At 34.5% G+C, this 24,458-nt stretch carries 17 protein-coding genes; 7 read left to right on the plus strand and 10 right to left on the minus strand.

Translation table 11 applies throughout. The features are described 5' to 3' along the window. Positions 1-2 precede the first annotated feature (2 nt). Genes AAYQ19_RS05665 through AAYQ19_RS05675 form a run of 3 tightly spaced genes read left to right on the plus strand, consistent with a single transcriptional unit; the run spans position 3 to position 4,564 of the window. Positions 3-2,822 carry an AsmA-like C-terminal region-containing protein gene (locus tag AAYQ19_RS05665; protein WP_343534803.1) on the plus strand — a complete coding sequence of 940 codons (2,820 nt, stop codon included), beginning with the start codon at positions 3-5 and terminating at the stop codon, positions 2,820-2,822. A 6-nt stretch (positions 2,823-2,828) separates the two neighbouring features. Then, entirely contained in the window at positions 2,829-3,368 is a 540-nt protein-coding gene (locus AAYQ19_RS05670; protein WP_343534805.1) for a low affinity iron permease family protein, read from the plus strand. Further along, the gene (locus AAYQ19_RS05675; RefSeq protein WP_343534808.1) at positions 3,365-4,564 is read left to right on the plus strand and encodes an NAD(P)/FAD-dependent oxidoreductase; all 1,200 of its coding nucleotides are present in this window, start codon (positions 3,365-3,367) and stop codon (positions 4,562-4,564) included. The genes AAYQ19_RS05670 and AAYQ19_RS05675 overlap by 4 nt, the downstream gene beginning before the upstream one ends. Before the next feature lie 80 nt (positions 4,565-4,644). Here the strand turns inward: AAYQ19_RS05675 and AAYQ19_RS05680 are convergent, their stop codons facing one another. Next, on the minus strand, positions 4,645-5,655 hold the full coding sequence (locus AAYQ19_RS05680; RefSeq protein WP_343534810.1) for a helix-turn-helix domain-containing protein: 1,011 nt from the start codon (positions 5,653-5,655) through the stop codon (positions 4,645-4,647). A 191-nt stretch (positions 5,656-5,846) separates the two neighbouring features. On the opposite strand from AAYQ19_RS05680, the gene AAYQ19_RS05685 reads away from it, so the two are divergent. The 3 genes from AAYQ19_RS05685 to AAYQ19_RS05695 all read left to right on the plus strand — a co-directional run bounded on the left by AAYQ19_RS05685 (position 5,847) and on the right by AAYQ19_RS05695 (position 8,247). Continuing rightward, positions 5,847-6,341, plus strand: coding sequence for a DNA-deoxyinosine glycosylase (locus AAYQ19_RS05685; protein WP_343534812.1), 495 nt, complete (start codon positions 5,847-5,849; stop codon positions 6,339-6,341). Between the two features lie 260 nt (positions 6,342-6,601). Then, positions 6,602-7,036, plus strand: a complete 435-nt coding sequence (locus AAYQ19_RS05690; RefSeq protein ID WP_343534814.1) for a DUF6526 family protein — start codon at positions 6,602-6,604, stop codon at positions 7,034-7,036. Positions 7,037-7,326: 290 nt separating this feature from the next. Next, positions 7,327-8,247, plus strand: a complete 921-nt coding sequence (locus tag AAYQ19_RS05695) for a hypothetical protein (RefSeq protein WP_343534816.1) — start codon at positions 7,327-7,329, stop codon at positions 8,245-8,247. A 248-nt stretch (positions 8,248-8,495) separates the two neighbouring features. Here AAYQ19_RS05695 and AAYQ19_RS05700 read toward each other — a convergent pair whose 3' ends face one another. The 6 genes from AAYQ19_RS05700 to AAYQ19_RS05725 form a co-directional block, all read right to left on the minus strand. Continuing rightward, positions 8,496-10,514 (minus strand): glycoside hydrolase family 97 protein, encoded by a 2,019-nt coding sequence (locus tag AAYQ19_RS05700; protein ID WP_343534818.1) that lies wholly within the window; start codon positions 10,512-10,514, stop codon positions 8,496-8,498. Between the two features lie 26 nt (positions 10,515-10,540). Continuing rightward, entirely contained in the window at positions 10,541-11,785 is a 1,245-nt protein-coding gene (locus AAYQ19_RS05705; RefSeq protein ID WP_343534820.1) for a glycoside hydrolase family 99 protein, read from the minus strand. Between the two features lie 200 nt (positions 11,786-11,985). Then, complete coding sequence (locus AAYQ19_RS05710; RefSeq protein WP_343534821.1) at positions 11,986-13,488, minus strand: RagB/SusD family nutrient uptake outer membrane protein; 1,503 nt, start codon at positions 13,486-13,488, stop codon at positions 11,986-11,988. A 25-nt stretch (positions 13,489-13,513) separates the two neighbouring features. Further along, a complete protein-coding gene (locus tag AAYQ19_RS05715) occupies positions 13,514-16,525 on the minus strand; it encodes a SusC/RagA family TonB-linked outer membrane protein (RefSeq protein ID WP_343534822.1) in 3,012 nt (1,003 codons plus the stop codon). A gap of 29 nt (positions 16,526-16,554) precedes the next feature. Continuing rightward, entirely contained in the window at positions 16,555-17,637 is a 1,083-nt protein-coding gene (locus AAYQ19_RS05720) for a hypothetical protein (RefSeq protein WP_343534823.1), read from the minus strand. Between the two features lie 8 nt (positions 17,638-17,645). Then, positions 17,646-18,167 (minus strand): DUF5004 domain-containing protein, encoded by a 522-nt coding sequence (locus AAYQ19_RS05725; protein ID WP_343534825.1) that lies wholly within the window; start codon positions 18,165-18,167, stop codon positions 17,646-17,648. Positions 18,168-18,650: 483 nt separating this feature from the next. Between AAYQ19_RS05725 and susR the strand changes: the two genes are divergently transcribed. Beyond that, on the plus strand, positions 18,651-20,249 hold the full coding sequence (susR, locus tag AAYQ19_RS05730) for a SusR family glycan utilization regulator (RefSeq protein WP_343534826.1): 1,599 nt from the start codon (positions 18,651-18,653) through the stop codon (positions 20,247-20,249). A 176-nt stretch (positions 20,250-20,425) separates the two neighbouring features. On the opposite strand, the gene AAYQ19_RS05735 is transcribed toward susR, so the two are convergent. From AAYQ19_RS05735 to AAYQ19_RS05745, 3 genes are all read right to left on the minus strand, one after another. Continuing rightward, the gene (locus tag AAYQ19_RS05735; protein ID WP_343534827.1) at positions 20,426-21,649 is read right to left on the minus strand and encodes a sterol desaturase family protein; all 1,224 of its coding nucleotides are present in this window, start codon (positions 21,647-21,649) and stop codon (positions 20,426-20,428) included. Between the two features lie 141 nt (positions 21,650-21,790). Further along, entirely contained in the window at positions 21,791-23,077 is a 1,287-nt protein-coding gene (locus AAYQ19_RS05740; RefSeq protein ID WP_343534829.1) for a Glu/Leu/Phe/Val family dehydrogenase, read from the minus strand. A 443-nt stretch (positions 23,078-23,520) separates the two neighbouring features. Then, complete coding sequence (locus AAYQ19_RS05745) at positions 23,521-24,375, minus strand: EamA family transporter (RefSeq protein ID WP_343534830.1); 855 nt, start codon at positions 24,373-24,375, stop codon at positions 23,521-23,523. Between the last annotated feature and the right edge of the window lie 83 nt (positions 24,376-24,458).

The raw sequence follows: 24,458 nt of genomic DNA on the forward strand, positions 1-24,458 counted from the left end.
CCATGAAAACTTCGTATAAAAATATAAGCCTTAAAATTTTAAAATGGATCGGAATATCAATTGCAGGAATCTTATTATTACTTTTTATCATTCCGCTTTTATTCCCAGGAAAAGTTGCGTCTGAAGTTAAAAAAATTGCCAATGAACGTTTGGATACCAAATTGGATTTTTCGAAATCTAAACTTTCATTTTTCACTCATTTTCCATCACTAACAGTTTCGCTTGACGATTTATCGATGACGGGTTCAGCTCCCTTTCGAAATGACACTTTGCTAAAAGCAGATCAAGTCGCATTTGGGATAAATTTAAAAAGATTAATTTTTGACAACGAAGTAAAAATCAATAAACTATATGTTTCTGATGCTTTGATAAATGTCATGGTAAACGAAAAAGGACAAGCCAATTACAATATTTATGTTGCACCCGAAGATCGGAATAAAGAAAAAAATGATCCAAACGCACCCGAAGAAGGAACGGCAATTCGGTTAGAACGAATTGATCTTAAAAACTGCCATGTCAAATACAATGATCGTTCGGCAAAAATATTAGTCGATGCAAAAGGTTTTAATTATATTGGAAAAGGAAATTTGAGTGAAGATATTTTTGATTTGAGCACCAATGCGCAAATTGACAATCTTGATTTCTTTTACAATCGGACGGGATATTTAAGACGAAAAAATGTAAGCGCCGATTTAATAACCCGAATCAATACGCACTCGCTGTCCTTTATTCTTCAAAAAAATGAACTCCATATCAATAAACTGCCCTTAAAATTTACAGGGCTTTTTACGATTTTAAAAGATGGGTACAAAATCAACATCAAAGCAGCTTCAGAAAACACCACTGTAAAAGATTTGCTTTCGGTAATGCCTCCAGAATATTTGACTTGGCTTGAAAAAACTGAAATTTCAGGCCGAAGCGATCTGCTTTTTACTTTTAAAGGAGATTACAATGTCTCCAAAAAGCAAAAGCCAAATTTAGCTTTTAACTTAAAAATCAATAATGGCGCGGTCAATTATAAAAATGCCCCTGTTCCCTTGACAGATTTCCAGATGGATTTAAATGCCATTTTGCCGGAATTGGATATGGAACAGTTGCTCGTTAATCTTAGAACCTTCAAATTTAAAGTAGGTGAAAAAGATTATTTCAACGCTTATTTGCACAGCAAAGGCTTTAATGAAATGACAATCGATGCCAGCGTAAAAGGCGCTCTGGATCTTGCGGTTGTCGATGCCGCATTAGGACTAAATTCGCTTGAATTAAAAGGTATTTTAAAAACAAATATTCAGGCAAAAGGAATTTTCAGTACTTCAAAAAAATTGTTTCCAAAAACTATTGGCGGTATCGCTTTGCATAATGGCTGGCTCAAAACTGACTCCTATCCTAACCCAATTACCAATATTACTTTTGTGGCCAATGTGCTCAATAAAGCCGGAACCTACAAGGATTTGATTGTGGCTGTAGCACCGGCATCATTTGTTTTTGAGGGAAATCCAATGTATGTAAATGCAACACTTTCAGATTTTAATGATTTGGCTTACAATGCAAAAATCAAAGGCGAATTGAATGTTGGCCGAATTTATCAGGTTTTTTCTCAAAAAGGTGTTGACGTGACTGGCTACGCAAAAGCCGATCTTTCGCTAAAAGGAAAACAAAGTTATGCCACAACTGGACAGTATGACAAACTTGATAATCGAGGTACCATCCTGCTGAAAAATATTAAAGCGACATCAGAACTTTTTCCAAAAGCGTTTTTTATCAAACAAGGAAATTTTCGTTTTCAGAATGAAAAAATGTGGTTCGAAAAATTCAATGCCTTTTACGGAAAATCAGATTTTGACATTGACGGATATCTTTTAAATACGATTAATTATTTCCTAGAATCACACGGAACTTTGAGCGGAAACTTCAATATGAAATCGAAACTGATTAATGTAGATGAATTTATGGCGCTCAAAAAAGGCGAAAACAACGACCGAAATATTGAAGTTGAATATGCCAAAGAAGATCATCCAAAAATGAGTGGTGTTGTGATTGTTCCGAAAAACTTAAATGTTTCGTTAAATGCAAATGCTGATAAAGTCGAATACAATGGATTGATTTTGAATAAACTTTCAGGAAAAGTAGGCATTCAGAAAGAAGGTTTTTATCTGCAAAATGCCACTTTCAATATTATCGATTGTATTCTTGGAATTGATGCCACATATAAAGATGAATCACCAACTTCGGCACATTTTGATGCGCATTTTACAGCTAAAGATTTTAGCGTACAAAGAGCCTACAAAGAAATTCCGATGTTTCATGATATGGTAACCGTCGCCGAAAAAGCGCAGGGAATTATTTCTGTTGATTATAAAGTCAAAGGCGATGTTGATGGCAATATGAGTCCTATATATGAATCGCTGGAAGGAGGCGGTACAATAAACTTAAGCGATGTCCAAGTAAAAGGCTTAAAATTATTTGACGGAATTAGTTCAAAAACAGGACAAAAAGGCCTCGATAATCCCGATATGAAAGGAATTGAGATTAACTCGACAATTGACAATAATTTAATTCGCATTGAACCCTTTACTTTCTCTGTTGCCAGTTTCAGACCAACGATCAAGGGCACAAGTAGCTTTGACGGATTATTGGATTTAAGAATGCGTCTCGGACTTCCTCCCTTTGGAATTATCGGTTTTCCGATTGTCATCACCGGAACACATGAAGCACCGAAAATAAAAATATTCAGCAAAACGGGACAACCCATTGATGAAGCTGTTTATGACGAAAAACACAACAAAGTAATTCGAGAAGAAAAAGTCAGCAAACCCAAAAAATAAATTGAAATGAAAACAAAAACTCAAAATAAAAACAGTGCTTTCGAAAGATTTTCAAGTGCTGTCTGCAAAGCCACTGGAAGTACTCCGGCATTTATTATCGCTTTTTTAATTGTGGTAGTCTGGGCGGTTTCAGGGCCCTTTTTTGATTACTCAGAAACGTGGCAATTGGTCATCAATACCGGAACTACAATCATTACTTTTTTGATGGTTTTTTTGATTCAGAAAGCACAAAATAAAGATTCCTTGGCGATACAATTAAAATTAAATGAATTAGTGGCATCAAGCGAATTATCCAGCAATAGCTTGGTTGATATTGAAAGCATGACTGAAGAAGAAATGGAAATCATTCAAAAATATTACCACAGGCTGAGCGAACTTGCGAAAAAAGATGAAACCATTAGAACATCGCATTCAATTGCTGAAGCACACGAGCAACATGCACGAAAAGACAAAAATAGAACGAAGAATAGAATTGAGACTAAGCCTAAAAATAAAGCAGTCAAAAAACCAAATTCAACAACTATCTCAAAAACCAATAAAAAATGAAACTACGCTCAACCGAAACTTTCTGGCCATTAAAAAACGAAATGAAAGCAAGTTATCCGTCATTAGATCATGATGTCGAAACGCCAATTTTGATTATTGGCGGAGGCATTACTGGCGCACTAATTGCCTATAAATTAATTAATGACGGAAGAAAAGTTGTTCTCGTTGACCGACGCGACATTTGCAACGGCAGTACGGCAGCAAGTACTGCTCTACTTCAATACGAAATTGATGTTTCTTTGCATGAACTAATGAAACTTCGCGGTGCAGATTGTGCTATAAATAGTTATAAGAATGGAAAAAAAGCCATTTTTGATCTGCGCACCATTATCGATACTATAGAAAGCGACTGCGGATTTGAATTTAAAAAAAGCATTTATTTCTGCACGCTTAAAAAAGATATTTCGTATTTAAAGAACGAATTCAAAGTCAGAAAACAACATGGCTTTGATGTCAACTGGCTTGGAAAATCTGAATTGGAAACAATGGGTTTGAAAGCTATTGCAGGAATAGAGTCTAAAACCGCAGCAGTTGTAGATCCTTATCATTTAGCGCAAGATCTATTGGTTTATTGTAAAAATAAGGGCATGGAGATTTTTGACCGAACCAATATTGGATCCATAAAAAACCAGGGCACAAAATTTATTGCGGAAACAGAAAGCGGAAATACGATCACCGCCAATCATATTATACATTGTTCGGGGTATGAAAGCACTGAAACTTTAAAAGAAAAAGTAGTGGATTTGAAAAGCACTTATGTCATTGCCTCTGAAAGTCTTCCTGATTTGCCGGCTGTTTTCAAAAACTCCATTTTATGGGACACTTCAAATCCTTATCTGTATTTTAGAGGAACTTCAGATAACCGATTAATTGTCGGCGGAGGCGATGAGGAATTTATCGATGCTAAAAAACGTGATAAATTAATGCCTAAAAAAGAGCAATTCTTAATGCGCTCATTTAAACGAAAATTTCCAAATATTAATTTCAAATTAGATTATTCCTGGGCAGGAACTTTTGGCGAAACCAAAGACGGGCTTCCCTACTTTGGAAAACCAGATCCGAAAAAAAATGAACATTATGTCTTAGGTTTTGGCGGCAACGGAATCACTTTTAGCATCATTGGAATGAATTCGATTTTGGATTCCATTAATAATAAACCTAATATGGATTTAGAATATTACCGCTTCGGTCGTTAAAAAAGGTTCTAAGGGACTAAGATGCTAAGGTATTGAGCATTTATGCCACAAAAAACTTAGCACCTTAGTTCCTTAGAATCTTAGCAGTTTAGATTAAACTTATACTCTTTCGGACTGCAGTTGAATTTTTGTTTGAAGATTTTTGAGAAATAACTTCTACTTGTGAATCCGATGCAGTATACGATTTCAGAAATATTTAGGTCTGAGGTGCGCATTAAAATTTCGGCTTTCAAAACGCGCATGTGTGTGATGTAGTCATTCACTGTTCGGTCGTGAATCATTTTAAATCCTTCTTGCAATTTATTTGGCGACAAACCTGATTTTTTGCTCAATGATTTTATCGTAAATGGCTCTTCTGGACTTGATTTAATAAATTCTGAAAGTTCTTTGATTTCTTCCATTTCTTTCAAAGTCAAACAATTTGAATCTTTTGAAAAAGCATGCAAATCATCTGTGTGTTGCTGAATTTCCATTGCTAAAATAATTTTTAAAATTCCTTCTTTCAATAAATTTCGCACAATTCCGGTTTGCGTTACGGCATTGAGCTGTTCGATTTTATTGGCGATTTTTAAATTGTAAGATCCCATGTAAAAGAAATTCAGCGTAGCATTATTTTCAAAAAAAGTTTCTTTTACTTTTTGGTTCAAAGAAGGCATTAAATAAGCTTGTTCAGTTTGTGTACCCACAATAATTAAAGTAAGTTTTGTATTAACCTCTTTTTCAAAAAACAAAATATTATCCTGATTTTGGTCAGAAGCTAAAATTGCTGTTTGAAAGGTTTTAAATTTTTTTTCCTCACCATCAATCCCAAAACTATGTGACAAACCACCCTTTGAACAGTATGCAAAATAAACCGGCGTTGACATCACATTCAAAAAATCCATTCGAACTGGAGTCGAAAATGTCATATCAAACTGGACATACGAAATATTATCGTTGAAAGATGCTCCGGTAATTGTTCCGCGAGCAAAATCATTATTGATTTCCAATTTGTATTCATCAAAATCAAAAGTTATTTTTCCGTCAAAATTAGCATTCAATTCCTCAAAAACGGTTTGAATTTGTTCTGTATGTATTGTAACTATTTTCATTTTGCTTATATTTAGATTTGGTATTTCATTCAGCTATCAATCCTAAAACATAGTCTTGCTGTTTTATAAATCAATATTCCAAAGTTCGGTCAAGCAATCACGAAAAATGTTATATAATTTTTCTGTTTTGTTTTATAATTACTTCGGAATTAAAATTTTAACTCAAACAAAAAATTTCTTAATTCAAAAAAATGAAAAGCTTTTCATTCGCTCCAATCTCCACAAATGATTCCCAAATCCTGATTCTCGGCACCATGCCAGGCACAAAATCATTAGAACTGAATCAATATTATGGACACAATCAAAACAATTTCTGGAAGTTTATGTTTCTTATTTTAGAAGAGGATTTCTCAAATGATTATGAAGCTCGAAAGGCATTATTGCAAAAAAATAAAATTGCGCTTTGGGATGTACTGCAATATTGCGACCGAATAGGAAGTTTGGACAGCGCGATTAAAAATGAAATTGCAAATGATTTTGAAGTTTTTTTGAGACAACATCCTAATATTAAAACCATTCTTTTTAATGGACAAAAAGCACATGCTTTTTTCAAAAAATATGTTCATCTAGAAAAAACATATCAACTCATCACGCTTCCATCTACAAGTCCGGCAAACGCAGGAAAATCATTTGATTCAAAGCTATCTGAATGGAATATTATTGCGACCTTGGTAAGAAGCAGTTGAAATCATATAACAAATTAAACTTAAAGTATAACAAAAAAATTCCCACGCGTAGTAATTTTACTATCAAGAAATTAAAGCCAAAATAAGAGAAAGAGTTAAAACAGAAATGAAGGCTTTTTTCAAATAAATAGAATTACACAAACTTCAAAAGTTTATAGTATAAAGGAAACATTGGTTATGTTAGTTTATTTTGAGAAATAAAGCTATTCTAATTATTTAGGGTAGCTTTGTTTTTTTTATAAATACTTAAAAGAATAATTATGAAAGTTCAAACCTATTACAATCATATTCGTTTTTATATTCCGCATCATTTTATATATTATCCCGTTTTAATATTTTTTTTAATCTGTAGCATTTATTTTGCCTGTACGACAAATGACACTTTGATTTGGTCGTTTATCAGTGTTGGTTTTATTTTCCTTTTTTGCCTTGCCTTCATGCTTCGCCAGCATTATGCTTTGATATTGCAAAACCGAATTGTTCGATTAGAACTTCGCTATCGCTACTTCACTTTAACCGGAAAAAGATTAGAGGAATTTGAATACAAACTTACAGACGATCAGATTTTCGCACTTCGATTTGCGCCAGACAATGAATTTTTGCCATTATTAGAAGATGCACTAAAAAACAATCTTCCAGGCGATTCTATCAAAAAAGCAATTGTACACTGGAAAGCAGATTACAATAGGGTTTAAAATTTAAATTCAAATACTAAAATTCCAAATTCCAATTTTGCTAATGTCTCCTTCAGAGAACATTTAAATGAGTTTTGGAATTTGGGTTTTTTTATATTGGAATTTCTTTCTCTTTTCCTCACATGGCACTCATTTTCAAAAGATATTTCACAGATTTCCAAACCTTGAAACAGTATCAAACTGATAATCAACTGAATTATATAAATATTAAACGGGAAAAATTTAATTGAATGATTTTTTTTGTTAACTTTAAGTGTTAAAATTCAACAATAAATCTAAACATCAACCACATGAAAAAATTAGTTTATTATTTGATAATACCACTTTCGTTTTTCTCAGCAAATGCACAAACTACAACAAGCGAATTGCCTGAAGAAAAAACACTAACCGCCGTACAAAGTAATAATGAGGAAGATCTTCAAGATTATAATCCGGAAGATTTGCCTTGGCATAATAGAAAATTTAAATTTACTGCTGGTGGTTTTTTCCCTGTAAATAATACTGTGGTTAAAGTTGAAGGCAACAACGGAAATGCTGGAACTGAAATCGATCTTGAAAATGATTTAGGATTTAATAAGTCATCTGCATCTTTCTTAGGAACATTTGACTGGCGTATATCTAGAAGATCGCGATTAGGTTTTGAATATTTTGTATTAGATAGAACTGCTACAAAAACCCTGCAAAGAGACATTAATTTTGGGGACAACACCTATGAAGTTAATGGACGAGTACAAGGTACCTTTAATGTACAAATCATGCGAGTTGCTTATGGTTATGCTATTCTATCTAAACCTAAATACCAAGCTGGTTTATTAGTGGGTGCACACGTTCTTTTTGCGGATTTAGGCTTAAGATTAGAAGGAGACACACAAAGTATAGAAAAACACGACAGCTTTGACTTCACTGCTCCGTTGCCTGATGTTGGAATTTGGGGAGAATTTGTTTTGGGAAGAAAATGGGGTTTATATGCTAACTTAAATTATCTTGCCGTAAAAATTAATGATACAGATGGCCGAATTGTAAGCTATAATTTGTCGGTTTTATATAACGTTGTTAATAATTTTAGTCTTACTGCAGGTTATACCGGTTTGAACTTTAGAGTAGATACAGTTCAAGAACGTTTAAACGGTTTCCTAAAATGGGGCTATAACGGACCAACAATTACAGCAGTTTATACTTTTGGAAAACATGTTTCAAATGCAAAAAAATAAGGTTCTAAGGTACTGAGATGCTAAGGTGCTAAGTTTTTAAACCGCAAAGCACGCAAAGATACTTTTTGAGAATCTAAAGAGAATCTAAAAATAAGTTCGCAAAGCTTTATCTTGATAGAGCTTTGCGAACTTTTCATTTAAACTAGCGTGCTTTGCGGTTAAATAAAAAACAAGCCCGATATCTTCTAAAGATTTCGGGCTTGCTTGCTCAAACTTAAACTTAACTAAAATAAACGAAACTAATTCAATTAATTTAACAGAGTGAATTTTATAGCTGTTCCTCCTCCAGCTGCCAATTTCATATTTATTACACTTTTACTATTTACTTTTTGTTTTGAGATCGCAACCGGATATGGGTTTGTTTTGTAATTTGCCCCTTCTCCGTCTGCGTAAACTGTAGCTTCATATTCTTTTCCGGCATCTAAAAATGACAAATCAACTTTTAAGTCTCTTGCATCTTTATTTGTAATAGATCCCAAATACCAGTTTTTCTCATCCCAATCCTTACGCACGATGGTCGTGTATTCACCAATTTTAGAATCTAAAACTTTAGTGTAAGACCAAGTGCACGGAACATCTTTTATGAATTGAAATTCTGGTTTTCCAACATAATTTTCAGGCAAATCAGAAGCCATTTGCAACGGACTGAAAATAATGACATACAATGCCAATTGATTTGCTAAAGTGGTCTGAACTCTTGCTCCAGAAGGTGTTTTGTAATCAAAATTGAAATTCCCCGGCGTGTAATCAAAAGGTCCAGAAAGCATTCTTGTAAACGGCAAAGTTGTTAAATGCTGTGGCGTATTTCCGCCATCAACAGACCAAGCGTTGTATTCCTGACCTCTTCCGCCTTCTTGTGACATAAAATTTGGATACGTACGTTGAATTCCAGTTCCTTTCATTGGCTCGTGATTATCAATCATGATATGGTATTTCGCTGCTGTTTCGATTACTTTTCTGTAATGACGCGCTCCATATTGACTGTCGTGCCATTCTTTTTTGTCCAAATATTTGTTTACGTAACCCGTTTTAACCGAGTTCACGCCCATTTTTTGGTACAATTTAAAAGCATCTTCAAGCTGGCTTTCATAATGTTTCGAAGCACCAGCAGTTTCATGATGACCAATCAAACGAACATTTTTAATAGCTGCGTATTTTGTGATCTCTTCTAAATTAAAATCGGGATATGCTTTCACAAAACTAAACGCTGATCCATCTGCTGTCCAGTCTCCGTCCCAACCTTCGTTCCAGCCTTCTACCAGAACGCCGTCAAAATTGTTTTTCGCAGCAAAATCAATATATTCTTTAGTGTTTTTTGTTGTTGCGCCATGTTTTGGTCCTTGCCCCCAAGTGAATTTTTCTAAATGCATTCCCCACCAAATTCCGATGTATTTTGATGGCGTAATCCAAGACAAATCTTCAATTTTTGAAGGCTCATTCAAATTCAACATAATCGTTGAAGTTGCAACATCGCCAGGCGTTTTACCCACAACAATTGTTCTCCAAGGCGTTTGAAAAGGAGCTTCAGCATATACTTTTACACCATCAGCCCATGGCACTAAATCACTTTTGTATTGTTTGTCGCTTGTTTTTAAAAGTGTCATTGACGCAAAATCAGTCAAATTAGCTTCATGAATCGCAACATATAATTTCTCCTTCGTTTCAAAAGTCGCAGGAGTGTTGATTGTATCGGTTTGGCTGATTGGCGTTTTGCGGTATTCACTTTCGTAATAACTGTTTTCACGGTGAACCGGAATCCACCAAACATCATTATTCGATTTAAAAGTAAACTGTGTAATTTCGTTCGAAATTTTCACCTTGCCTAAATGAGGCTGTTTTGGAAAAGAATAACGAAATCCAACACCGTCGTCAAAAACTCTGAAAATGATATCAACTAAACGCTCCTCACCTTTTGCTTCCTTCAAATGAACAATTAATTCATTGTGATGATCTCTCACTTTTTTGAATTCTCCCCAAGGTTGCTCCCAAGTTTCATCGGAAGTTTTTTCTTCAGTGGAAACCACTTCAAAACCATCTGTCATTTTTTGAATTCCTTGAAATTCAAAACCTAACAATGAAGGCTCAATAACTGATTTTCCATCAGCAGTAAAACTATATTGAGGCTGACCAGAAGGCGTTAATTCAAAAACTAATTCGGTATTTTTTCCAGGAGAACTGATTTTGTATGTCGTTTTTTTAGTACCGCAGGCGAAGAGCAACATTGAAGCCAGCGCCATTAGACAGTATCTATATCTTATGTTTTTCATTATTTAATTGTATTAATTACAGCTCCTTATTTAATTTCGCTCAGTAACTGTTTTGCTTTTGCAGGTTGCATGGAAACAAAATAATTAAAAGCCTGATCCAGTTTTTTCTGGGCATCAGCATTTCCCTTCATTTCAATTCTTAGATTATAAAGCTTGCTGATGTCTGCAAAATAGGATTCGGTGTTTTTTACACCTGCAAAAGTTTTTACTTTCTCAATATAATTGTATCCAAATTCAACTGTTGGCTCAAACATTGTTCCTTCACCAAAGTCATTCCAGGTAATCAATTGCAAGTAGCTCAGGTTTGCATTTTTTGCCAAAGTAAGCGTTTCGTCGAGTGTTGCTCCATTGTTATGTTCAATAGTCCAACCAATTGCTGCTCCGCCTCCTCCTTCGGCATAAAAATCTTTAAAACCAGGATAAGCACTTCCCATTGCAACGGAAAGTTTTGGTTTTGTATTGGTATAGAAATTAGTCAAATAAGTACTGTTTTTGTAAACCCATGCATATTCTCCAGAAGCATTATCTCCCGCTTCCACAGATTGATCCCAAAGCGTCAAGAAAGTAGGCTTTGTTGTTAATGAACCAAAAACATTTGTCCACTCTGCCGGAGTTTGCAGTACAATTGGCCCAAAATTCATCAATAAAGGTTTTCCGTTAATTTTGATATAATTGGCATTGCTGAAACAGTTCGTCTGCAAATAACTTAAATCGGTTTTTGCTGCGCTGGTAACTGAAATTGCTTTTCCTGCATTTACAACATTTGTAGTCACGCGATCTTCATAAACAATGGCGTATTCAAGACCAACTTTGCTCAACATGGCAATCAATTGCTCTGTATTTTCTTTTACCATTCGGTAATCATTTACGTCATATGTTCCATACCAATCGATCAAAACACCATCAATTCCTGAATATTTCATCAATAACAAATGATTTTCAATCACATTTTTGTCGCCCGAATGATATGGCCCGATTAGCGGATAATAATACGATGCAATTTCTCTGCGGTTGTTTGCTCCTATATTATTTGGATTTTTGTTTGCCATTGTCCAGTGATATCCCCATTTTTTATCGGCACTGCTTTCATTGGTTTCAAACCAAGGCATATAATGAACGTAAATTTTGGTGCTGTTTGTTTTTTCAATCGCAACAGGCGCAAGTATTTCTGGCACTGTTGGTTTATCTGAACCTTTGTCATCACTGCTGCATCCGGCGGCGACTAAAATATTCACGATCCCAAAAAACAATAAGGTGATAGATCTTTTCATATTGAGAAATATTTTGTTTTTAGTTTTTAGCCACAGATTATCAGAATTAAAAAGATTTCTTCTCCTCTTTTAATAAGTAATCCGTGAAAATCTTTTAATCTGTGGCTAAAAATTTTATTAAAACTGAAGCCTTCCAGATATGTACTTAAATATGTCAGCCTTCCACGACTAACCAACATGGAAGACTGACATTCAATAACCTAATACCCAGGATTCTGTACCAGGTTTTTATTTGTAGTCAAAACGGTACTCGGAATAGGGAAAATTGCTCTATATTTTTCAGTTGTTCCTTTTTCCCACCAAGGCAAAAAGAATGTTCCAAAACGAATGTTGTCAGTTCTTCTTCTTCCTTCGAAAGTAAATTCCTTAAGCAACTCTTGATCAATAAAATGAAGATCGATTGTTGTAGGCATTGCCTCTCCGGCACGTGCGGTAACTTGCTGTAAAAATGGTTTTGCCAAATCTGGAGAGCCTAAACGAACATAGCATTCCGCTTGCATCATCAAAATTTCGGCATAACGAATCACTACTAAATCATGATCACGCTCCCAAGTTTCACCTTCTTTCATTTCGTATTTTCCTAAGCGAACTCCTTGATTGTCTTTTGCATCCGAAACACTGTTTACTTCTTCAGTATAAGTCAACGGTTCTCCGTTATCCATAATAATTACAGTTCCAGTTGCTAAATTGATCTGATCTCCAGCAACCATACATTTTTTTCTCTTGTCTGTATCAGCAAAAGCAGAATAAACTCCAGGCTGTGCACACATTCCGTTTGCGCTCCATGGATAATCTCCTGTTGCAGAAACTGTCAATTTATGTAAATAGTGACAAGACATTGAATTCATGTAATTTCCAACAGTTCCAGCTTTTGAATCGTAAGGAATTGCGAAAATGATTTCTGGCGATTTTTGATTTTCTGTAGCGAAATTGGCAAAGAAATCTGGTGCCAAAGAATAACCCGTAACTTTTTGGCACATATTGATACAATCTTGCCAACGTGCTTTTCCAATAAAAGCTTCAGAGTTAAGATATAATCTTGCTAATAAAGAATACGCCACATTTTTTGTCATCTTAGAATACACAATGTTTGAATTCAAATGCGGAATAGCATCTGTCAATTCTTTTTCAACAAAATCATAAACTTGTTGTCTTGTTGAATTGGATGGCAATGAAGTATCTTCAAAATTGGTAACAATCGGCACATTCCCGAAAGCATCTAAAAGATTATAGTAATAGTAGGCTCTTAATGCTTTTAATTCCGCATAAATTGGAGCTTTTGAAGTATCACTCAAAGACGATTTGTCGATTTGATAAATGATTGAGTTGATTTTCGCAATTCCAGTATAATTGTAGCGCCAAGCCGAAAGAATCATACGATTGTCTGCTTTCCAAGTATGTCTTTGCGCATCCTGATATTGTCCGCCATCGTACCAGTTTGTTCCTCTGGTAGGAATTGTAGCTTCATCAGAAACGGTTTCATTTAAAAAGAATACGTATTCACAAGTTGGGTAATTGTTTGATATTCCATCTGCGAATCCTCTTAGAGAAGAATACGCTCCTCCTACCAATGCATCAATTTCTTTGGAAGTATTTCCAAAATTTCCATCTTCTACTTTATCGTACAAATCTTCACTTAGGTCGGTACATGATATCGTAAAAAGCATGCTTATTAATATTGCTGCTGTTATTTTGATTTTCATTTGTTCTATTTTTGAGTTAATTCGCTTAGTTATTGAACGTAAAATTTAATCCAACAGAAATTGTTGTTGGTCTAGGATAGTTATTGTATCTATCAATTCCTGGAGATGCTAAACCTGTTTGATCAACAACACCATTTACTCCATTTTGCGCGTTTAAGCCAATTTCTGGATCAACACCTTTGTAACCTGTAATTACAAAAAGATTTTCTCCCATTACATACATTCTAAGTTTTGAACTTTTTAAACCGATTGGCAAAGTATAACCAAAAGAAAGCGTTTGAAGTCTGAAGAAAGAGGCATCTTCAATCCAGTAATCAGAATACTTTGGAGCAGAAGTAATTCCGCTTCCTAAGAAAGAATCTGGCACATTATAAAATGGTAATCTGTTTGGATCATTAAGCATCATGTTTGTTGCATTTAAAGCTTTTTGGCCAAACATTCCATAACCTGAAAATCCAAGATCAAAATTTCCGTAAGTAAAATTCATTCCAATTCCTAAAGTCAAATCTGGTTGAATATTTCCTAAATCCGTTTTATCTGCATCTACTAAAGCACTTTCTGGCACTACAGCTCCTGCTGCATTATAATATTGGATTTTTCCGTTTTCATCAAGTCCTGCATTTCTGAAACCCCAGAAAGTTCCAACTGGATAACCTTCAGCAATAATTTGAGAATACTGACCAGACATACCGGCTAAACCATGCAAAGAACCGCTGTAAATAACATCTGTTTTATACGTTGGATTAGACAGCTTTTCGATTTTTTGAACGTTGTGTCCAAGTGTCAAATTAGCATCCCAAGAAAATTTTGATCCTTTCATGATGTTAGCATTCAAAGTAAGCTCAACTCCTTTGTTTGACATTTCACCAACATTTGCTAGCATTGTTCCTACTAAATAAGGAGGTTGCGGTACTTCATACGTGTATAACAAATCTTTTGTTTGTTTAGAATACCACTCAAATGAACCCGTAATTCTATTGAAAAGTGTAAAATCAAAACCTACGTTTACTTGCTCAGTAGATTCCCATTTCAAATCCGGATTTGGATTTTGTTGTGGAGAGTAAGCCAAACTCCAAGTTCCTGTAACTGGATCGTAATAACTATCGTTTCCAACTCCTAAAATAGAAAGCGATTTGTATTCGCCAATTCCGTCTTGGTTACCTGTTACACCATAACCCACTCTAAGTTTTAAATTATCAAGCCATCCTTTTGTCGAACTCATGAAATCTTCATTTGAAATTTTCCAAGCCACAGAAGCCGATGGAAAAGTTCCCCATTTATTGTTTTCTCCAAAACGGCTTGAACCATCTCGTCGCACTGTTGCAGTCAACAAATATTTTCCGTCATAAGAATAATTTGCACGAGCATAAAACGAAACCAAGTTCGATTTTCCTTTATACGAATAAACATCTCCTAAACGATATTTATATCCTGCACCTAAGTTGTTGTAGCTAAAAGCATCCGTTACAAAACCGCTTCTTTGCGCTCCAAATCCTTCGTAAATATTTTCTAAATAAGAATATCCCGCTAATGCACTAATATTATGTTTATCGATTACTTTGTTGTAATTCACATAAAGTTCGCCTTGTGCATTTGTATATTCTGCGTATGTTCTTTGTGCGTAACCGCCTTCTGTTGATCCTTCTAAAACTGCATAACTTGGCTTGTAAGTACCTCCTTTAACCGCATTATGTTCTAAAGAAATATTAGCTACAGCCAAGAAATCATTTAAGAATTTAACTTCAGTTTTGAAGTAACCTAAAAGTCTGTGTCTTTCATTGTCAACCGTTCTATTAGTTAAAATTTCAACTGGGTTGTAATAAAGATTACCTGCGACAGAAGAAAATTCACCTGATGGTGTATAAACTGGAATTGTTGGGTTTAAGTTGTATGCGTTTTCAAAAATTCTGTAGTCAATTGGGTGCCATTTGTCAATATTTGCAAACAATCCCGTATCAAATTTTACATCTTTGTTGTCGCCAAGATATTGATAAGCTGTAACGTTTCCGCTAAGTCTTTCTAAACCAGAATTTTTAATAACGCCTTCATTATTCAAGTATGAAAGTGAAGTTCTAAAACCGCTGTCGGCTTTACCAGAATTGATTGTCAAAGTATGTGACTGAGAAATTGCAGTTTGCTCAATTGCTTTTTGCCAGTTTGTGTTTGCTCCATAATCAACTGCATCCTTATTTCCTGAAGTACGAACATAATTTCTCCATTGATTTGCTGACAAAAGATCTAAATTGTCATTTACATAACCAATGCTTGATAAACCGCTGTACGTAACCGAAACACCTTTTGTTCCTGATTTTGTCGTAATAATGATAACTCCATTTGCTCCTCTAGAACCATAAATAGCTGTTGCTGAAGCATCTTTAAGAACATCAACTGTTTTAATATCTGAAGGTTGAACGATGTTGATATCAACACCCGCGATTCCGTCAACAACAATTAAAGGATTGTTGCTTGCTGTCAAAGAAGTTCCTCCACGCAAACGCAATGTAGAACCTGCAGCGGGATCTCCCGAAGGACGAATAATAGTCAATCCAGCAACTTTTCCTTGCAAAACCTGCTCTGTTGATGAAATGGTTCCTTTTAATAAATCATCGGCTTTTACAGTAGAAATTGCCCCTGTCAAATCTGATTTTTTTTGTGTTCCATAACCAACCGCTACAACTTGAACTTCAGCCAATTGATAGCCGTCATTTTGCAAGCGAACATCAATGTTTTTTGTAGCCGAAGTGATTTGGATTTTCTGATTTGTTGATCCAATAAATGAAACTTCGATTGAACCTCCTACGGCTACCGTCAAAGTAAATTTCCCGTCAAAATCTGTTGTGGTAGCATTTTTTGTTCCCACCTCAATTACCGAAGCCCCTGGCAATACAGTGCCTGTATTGTCATACACAGTTCCCGAGATCTGCTTTTTTTCTTGAGCAAACATTCCTGCCGAAAGAAAAAGCATGAAAATCATGAATACTGCAGTTTTAGTAGTCCACATTTGATGCAGGACTATTTTTTTATTTTTACTATTCATTAGAATTGATGTTTTAATTTGATAGTGAATTATTTGTCTAAAGTTTTAAGAGGTATTTTGGCATCTGAGATTGTTTTGTCTTTATTATCTTTTACCAAAACATGAATCTCGCTTAAACCTTGTACACCATTTAATTCTGAAACTAAATTGACAAATCCTTTTATCTCGGCCGTGTTTCCAGCAAACTCACCAGAAATCACTTTGCTTCCCGCTGTAATTGTGTAGATTAATTTGTTTACACCCGGCTCATTATTTTTTCTAGACATTCCAAGGAAATCTTTTTGACTGATTGCCGTCGGAAAATAACTGAAACTTGGCGGTGGTGGCGGAATAAATTCACCTGCATAAATAATTTGGTCACCCGAATTCGTTGTCCAATCTTTTGCTACCATTAAAAAAGTGATGTTTTCCATCACAAAACCAGCTGGTGGATTGTAATATTCTTGCGGAATCAAATCCATTCTGTAGAAACCATTTCCAAGATCTTTCAATTTTGTTTTTTCAGATACTTCTGGAATCCAAGCTTGATATTCTTGCAAAACTGCCCAATTGTTTAAACCGCTATGAAAGTGAACACTCGGAACTCCTGCAAAACCATCCTTTAAATTAGAATTGAATAAAATACTAACTGGCTTGTCAATCAAAGGTTTTGTTGGATAGGATCTAATAAGCTCATTTGCCGTATAAAATGATGAGAAATCAGTATAAGGCATATTGGCAACATCAGTTTGTTTTGATCCGTTTTTGTTTTTCAAACGAAACCAAAACCCAGCGCTTGCTGCAATTTGTTCTGGAGTTTGAGAAAAATAAACTGTTGGTGTCAAGGTAAAACTCCAAACTTTATTTCCTTCATATTTAAGTTTGGCAAAATCTGAAGAGTTTTCCCAATGTCCAGCATCCGGCTCAGTTGGCGACCAAATCCAGATATAAACATCTTCCGTCTCTGCAAATGTGGTTCCCGAAAGATCAAAGTACCACGTCACTTTTTCATCATATTTGTACACTACAGGAAATGATGACATACTGCCAACGGCTCCAGCGGCTTCTTGTGCCTGCATAAAATTAGGAGCCATCAAAAGGGCAAGTAAAATTGTATATATAAATTTTTTCATATTACTTTTTATTTAATAGCACTTAATTTAAACACATAAGACACAAACGCAGAACCTCCAGAAAAACGAGTTAATTGAAACTCCATTTCGTCGCTGTTTCCTGGAACTGATGACAATTTTAATTCATCTGTCTTTTGCGTTTTTTGCGCATCACTAAACAAATAGATTTTTGTTACGCCAAGATTTGTAGGCTGGAAATCTGAGCTTAAAGCCCAATATCCTTTTGGCGCAAATAATGGAGGTACATTTCCTGTTACCTCATAACTTGTAGGCTGGTTCTTTTCATCTACGTTGAATTTAATTTTAAAATCTTCGTAGTTAAAATACGTGCTCAAGTTTTCTTCGCTTGGATCGATCTTGTTTGCTTTCGCAACTTCATCAACCATTTTCAAGTTTGTCAATCCCCAATTTCCATTTACTTTCTCATAAAGGGTAATCGGATCAACGTAGCTTCCGTCGTCTGTATTATCACAGCCAGTGGCCATTAAACCCATAACAACAGCTAACCAATAAATACTTTTACATCTCATAAATTTGTGGTTTGTTTGTTAGTTTTTCTGTCTCGTAAAAGACATGACGAAACTAGATGTTAAATAAATCTAAAAAAAAATGTCTGATAAAAATCAAGATATAATTGAAAGATTTTAAAACATAACTACCTGTAAATAAATAAATTAACTATTTTTGACGATTCAAAAAATCAAGATGCTGTTTAGAAGAAAATGAGCTTAAAAATGATGGTAAATATGACAATATGGAAATTAAACCGGATATTTTTTTCGGTATGCATATATATAATTGGTTTTTATTGTATAATTGCAAATAATTTGACAGCTTTTAACATTTATGTCTTATTTTTGGATGCTCAACCTAAATTTATAGCTTTGTTTTAACAAAGTTTTCAAGATCTAAAAGTTGTTTCATAAGCCCGCTCAAGCTTATTCCGAATTAAAAAACGAATTAACTCGACAAACCAAAAAAGATTTTTTTTTACCCTAAACCAACACAAAACCATGCAAAGAATTTTAATTCTATGTTTTCTTATTGCAGGTTTTTCTCTCGCTGCGAAAGAGACAAATCCTGTTTTAGAAGAATTAGATAAAACGCTTCTCAAAAAAGACGTTTATTTGAAGCAGAAGTATCGAAAGATTGAGGCTTTAAAACGAAACGTTTCAAAATATACGGTGAGCCAAAACAGCGAAGGCCTTTACAATACTTATATGTCGTTATTTGATGAATACAAATCGTTTAAATATGATTCGGCATATTATTATTTAGAAGAAGCCAAAATCAAGGCGATTGTTTTGAAAGATCCAAAATTTTTGGCCAAAAGCCGAATTAAAGAAGGTTTCGTACTTCTTTCATCTGGATTGTTTAAAGAAGCCATTGACACTTTGAATGTTGTCGACGACCAAAAATTGGATATCAAAAACAAGTTTGAATATTACAATATCAAAGCGCGAGCTTATTACGATTTAGCCGATTATAATAAAGATCAGCGATTTAATATTCATTATGTACAGCAAGGAAATCATTTTCTTAAGAAAGCTTTAGAATTAATTGGAACCAACAGCAATGAATATTGGGCTGCCGAAAGTTTGAAAAGATTAAAACAACAGGATTGGCGCGGTGCCGAATTTGCTTTCAGTTATTGGATCAACAATTACAATCTTCCGCCAGATTATTACGGAATCGCGACTTCAAGTCTTGGCTATATTTATTCGGAAAGAGGTTATACCAAAAAAGCCATTGAGTACTTAGCTTTAGCAGCAATTGCCGACGTAAAAAATGCCACAAAAGAAACCGTCGCGCTTCGAAATTTAGCCAATGAGCTTTTTAAAATGGGGTATTTGGACAAAGCAAATGAATACATCAACATTGCAATGGACGATGCAACTTTCTATAATGCTAGACATCGAAAAATTGAGATTTCGTCGATTTTGCCTATTATAGAAAAAGCGCAACTAAATAATGTAAAGGAGAAAAATGACAAGCTGGAGCGAATTATAATTCTGCTTACGATTTTGACTTTTATTATTGTTTTGTTCTCTGTTATTATTTTCAAACAATTAAAAGAGAGAAATAAAGCGCGTAAAATAATGGCTTCATCGTATGCGCAACTTCAGGAAATGAATATTAGCTTAAGCGAAGCAAATGCTATCAAGGAGGAATATATTACGTATTTTATCAAAGCAACTTCGGCGTTCATCAACAAAATTGACCACATTCAGAAAAGTACTTTGCATAAAATCATTACCAAGAAAACAGATGAAGTTATTGCGAGTTTAAAACGCTATAATGTGAAAGAAGAACGCGAAAACTTGTTCCATCAATTTGACGAAATTTTCTTGAAATTGTTCCCAACTTTTGTGACCGATTTCAATAATTTGTTCCCGAATGATCATAAATGTATTGTCAAAAAAGGCGAACTTTTGAACACCGAACTAAGGATTTTTGCGCTCTACCGATTAGGAATTCAAGATAGCAATCAAATGGCGGAATTCCTAGAACTTTCTGTAGCTACCATTTACACGTACAAAACCAGAATCAAAAGTAAATCTGATTTTAAAGATACTTTTGAAGAAAAAATTATGGCGATTAAAACTATTTAGTTTTAAGGTTCTAAGATACTGAGATGCTAAGGTGCTAAGTTTATTAGGCAATTTTGTCATTTCGACGAAGGAGAAATCGCACGCGTGCATCGACAGAGATTAGCAACAATTTTTTGCGGAATTTCTAGTGCGATTTCTCCTTCGTCGAAATGGCAAACTAATGTGAAAAAATATCTTCACTCCACAGTTTCCAACTGCAAAATCATATTTTGATAATACTTACTAAGCGAAAACAATTGCTCGGCAAAAATCATTATCGCAAGCGGAATAAAGAAAAATACCGTCAAATTTTCTTCATATAAAAAGAAAGTCGTAATCATGAGAATTCGGGCATATTCGAGATAATAAATCCATTTGCGCTGTTCTAGCAAAGCCCCGCAATTGATTAAAGTGATTATGATGACAGACAAAACAAAAATCTTATCTAATACATTTAGCAAATCAAAATAATAGGTAAAAGCGGTTAAGATTAAAGTGCAGATTCCTAGCTGAATATAAAGATAATTACGGAATCGCAAACGCTGATTCGGGTTGCTTTTGTCTTGCAGAAAACGCTTTTCTAATATCGGGCGAATGTCTTGATCCATATTGGCAGGACTTCCAAAAACAGCTTTCCATCTTGCTTTAAATCCTTTTGAGCGTTTCCATAATTCATAAATCTCAAAATAATAATGAAAATGTTGCCAAAGAAAACTGTAGCTTTTTAATGGATGCGTCAAGCCATATTTCGGTTTCTCTTCTTCTTCCTGAAAAGTTCCAAAAAGCCGATCCCAAAACGTGAACATATCGCCATAATTTTTGTCCAAATACTTTTCATCAGATGCATGATGAACCCCATGAACAGAAGGTGTTACAAAAACATATTCCAGCCATTTTATTCTGCCAATTACCTGCGTATGCGTGAAAAAAGAATAGGCGCCATGAACAACGAGCATTGTAATTACCATTGTAGGATGAAAACCAATAAAAGGAAGAATACACCAAAACCCTGTTCTTATTATGGCTTGAAAAGTAGTGATTCTGGCTGCGGCGGTAAAATTGAATTCCTCGCTATGATGATGCACAATATGTGCAGCCCAGAAAAAATTGACTTCGTGCCCTAATCTGTGATACCAATACCAAACAAAATCGGTTGCAAGAATAAGCGCCAACCAAACAAAAACATTGCTTGGAATATCAAAAAGCCTATAATTATTATAAATGAAATAATACAGCTGGTAAAAACTCGCCGCAATAAATAAATTAATTAAACGCTCTGCAATACCAATACTGATATTTGAAACCGAACTTTCATAATTGAAAATATCTGGCTTTTTTTTGCGCTGTGCCAATTTGTACTCTAAAAACAAAAACAGAAAAAAAGCAGGCATTGCAAAAGCAAGAAAATTAATGTGTTCCATTGTTTGAAATTTCTTTTTATTCTAAAAAACTAAACTACAATTCATTATAAAACTAAAAGATAAAGACGTTTTCTTCTGTCGATCCACTTTTCTAAATGATATCAACTATTGAAAACGACCTTTATCTTTACAACCAAATCTTTAATTTTGTTTAAATTTTGGAGCTTCTAACGCTACTTCTTTTACAGATTGTGTTTCGGCAACTTTTTGCAACGCAAGAATATAAGCCGCAATTCTTGGCGTAACATTATGTTTTATTGCTGTCCTGAAAACCGTTTCAAAACCTTTTTCTAAAATATCTTCCAAACGCGTATTGATCTGGTGAATTCTCCAAGATTCTAAAAGTGAATTCTGAAGCCATTCAAAATACGAAACCGTCACACCACCTGCATTTGCTAAAATATCCGGAACAACCAAAACATTGTTTTCATGCAGAATTGTATCCGCATCAGATGAAACTGGGCCATTGGCACCTTCCACAATAATTTTGGCACGAATAGCTGCCGCATTTTGTTGCGTAATAACATCTTCTTTTGCAGCCGGAATCAAAACATCAACATCCAAAAGCAATAATTCTTCATGTTTTATGGCAACCGAATTTGGATATCCTTTTATGCTTTTGTTATTTAAATTATAATACAAAATCAATTCAGGAATATTCAGCCCTTCAGGATTATAAAAAGCTTCATTAACATCACTTACAGCCACAATTTTTAATCCTTTTTCAAATAAAAACAAAGCCGAATGCAGGCCAACATTTCCAAAACCTTGAATCGCAACCGTTGATCTGGCAGGTCTCAATTTTAATTTTTGAAGCGCCAATAAAGTGATGATGCTCACGCCTCTCCCTGTTGCTTCTACTCTGCCTAATGATCCGCCAGAATGCAAATGCTTTCCGGTAACTACGGCATGAATTGTTTTGCCATGAACTATTGAAAATTCATCCATCAACCAGCCCATTTCATCTGGACCAGTTCCCATATCTGGAGCCGGAACATCTTTTTCAGGACCAAAAATATCGGATAATGCTTTTGTGTAAGCTCTTGTTATTCTTTCTAATTCGGTTTTAGAAAGTGTTTTTGGGTCACAAATAATACCGCCTTTTGCTCCTCCAAAGGGAATTCCCGTCACAGCCGATTTCCAAGTCATCCACGCCGCTAAAGCTTTCACTTCGTCAAGATTTACGGCGGTATCGTATCGAATTCCTCCTTTTGAAGGTCCTAATGCCGTGTTATGAATTACGCGATATCCTTCAAAATTTTGTTGTTTTCCATTGTCTAATGTTATTGAAAAATTCACCACAATTTGTTTTTCAGGACGCTGCAGTTTCAGCCTTATAGATTCTTCTAAATTTAAAATATCGGCTGCTATATTAAAACGATCAATCATCGATTGAAACGGATTCTGTTTTATAATTTCTGAACTCATCTTTTTAAGTTTTAAAATGTTAGTTTTTGATTTGGGGCATCAAATTAAATTCTCGTGAAATAAAATCGGCAGTAGCTGCAGGTACAACACGGAATTTTCATCAAGCAACAAGGCATCATAATATTAGTGTTTCGATTTGATCTCATATTTATGGTTATTAACAGTTCTAAAAAAAAGCCTTTCATTGGTGCATGAAAGGCTAAAAAAAAAAAATAACTAACAAGTACTTTCTCTATTAACGCCATTTCATCGCATAGTTTGACATGCAGCACATCGTCAAGCTGCACATAAAAGCGATGATATTTAGACTATAGTTTTTCATTGTTGAAGCAAATTTATAAATATATTTTATAAATTCTATCGAATTAGTAGAGTTAATTTCAAAAAATTTTGAAATTATTTTTAAAACACTTGTAAATTAAGGATTTACGGATTAAAAAAAATTAGCTTAATTGCGATAAAACAATAAAAATAATCGCGATTAAAGCCAAAGCAATACCCAGAAAGTTGATTTTTGATAATTTTTCTTTGAAAAAAAGTAGACCAACGACACTTCCTAATACTATTACCCCCATATTCATTCCGGCAAAAACTGTCGATGGATTTTCGGCGAAAGCTTTATGCGCTTTTAAATAAAATAAGATGTTTCCGAAATTAAATATCCCAACCAAAGCTCCAAAAAGAATATTTTTTGATTGAAGTTTTACCTTTTTCAGCACCACATCATAAACAACAATCATCAAAGAAACGGCCAAAGAAATATCAAAAACCATAAATAAAGAAGTTGTGTATGGTAAAGCGGTAAAAAGCGCAATTTGCTTAAAAAGAATATCGATAATTCCGAAACCTAGAAATACTGCCACAGGATAAATCCATTTGTTTTGATCATTTGAAGTTTGCTTTTTCAAAATCAACAATAGTGCTATAAACCCGATTATCAATCCAATGACTTTATAAGAATTAAATTCTTCTTTAAAAATAAGCCAAGCAGCGATTATAGGAATAAAAAGCGACAAACGTTGTGCAGCATCGGTCTTTACGATTCCCATGTGCTTAATTGACGAAAATAGAAACAAAAAAACAATTGGCAACAAAACGCCAACCGCTGCGTAAATACCCCAAGGCGCATCTGTATGAACAACAGTTAAATCCGGACTAAAAGTTAAGTAACAAAGCAATAATGCTGTTACATAATTGAATGTAATAATCTGAATTGCATTAGCTTTATAATTGCGTGTTATTTTGAAGATTACTCCAACAGTGACACTGCACAAAATACTTAAAATAAGAAATAGCATAGAGATAAATTTGGAAAACAAAAATACGATTAAAAAAAGAAACCCGACACGTTTTTGAAACCTGTCGGGTTTAAAGTTTAAAA

Origin of the sequence: Flavobacterium mesophilum (assembly GCF_039581405.1) — a bacterium.
In the GTDB taxonomy this organism is placed as follows: Bacteria; Bacteroidota; Bacteroidia; order Flavobacteriales; family Flavobacteriaceae; genus Flavobacterium.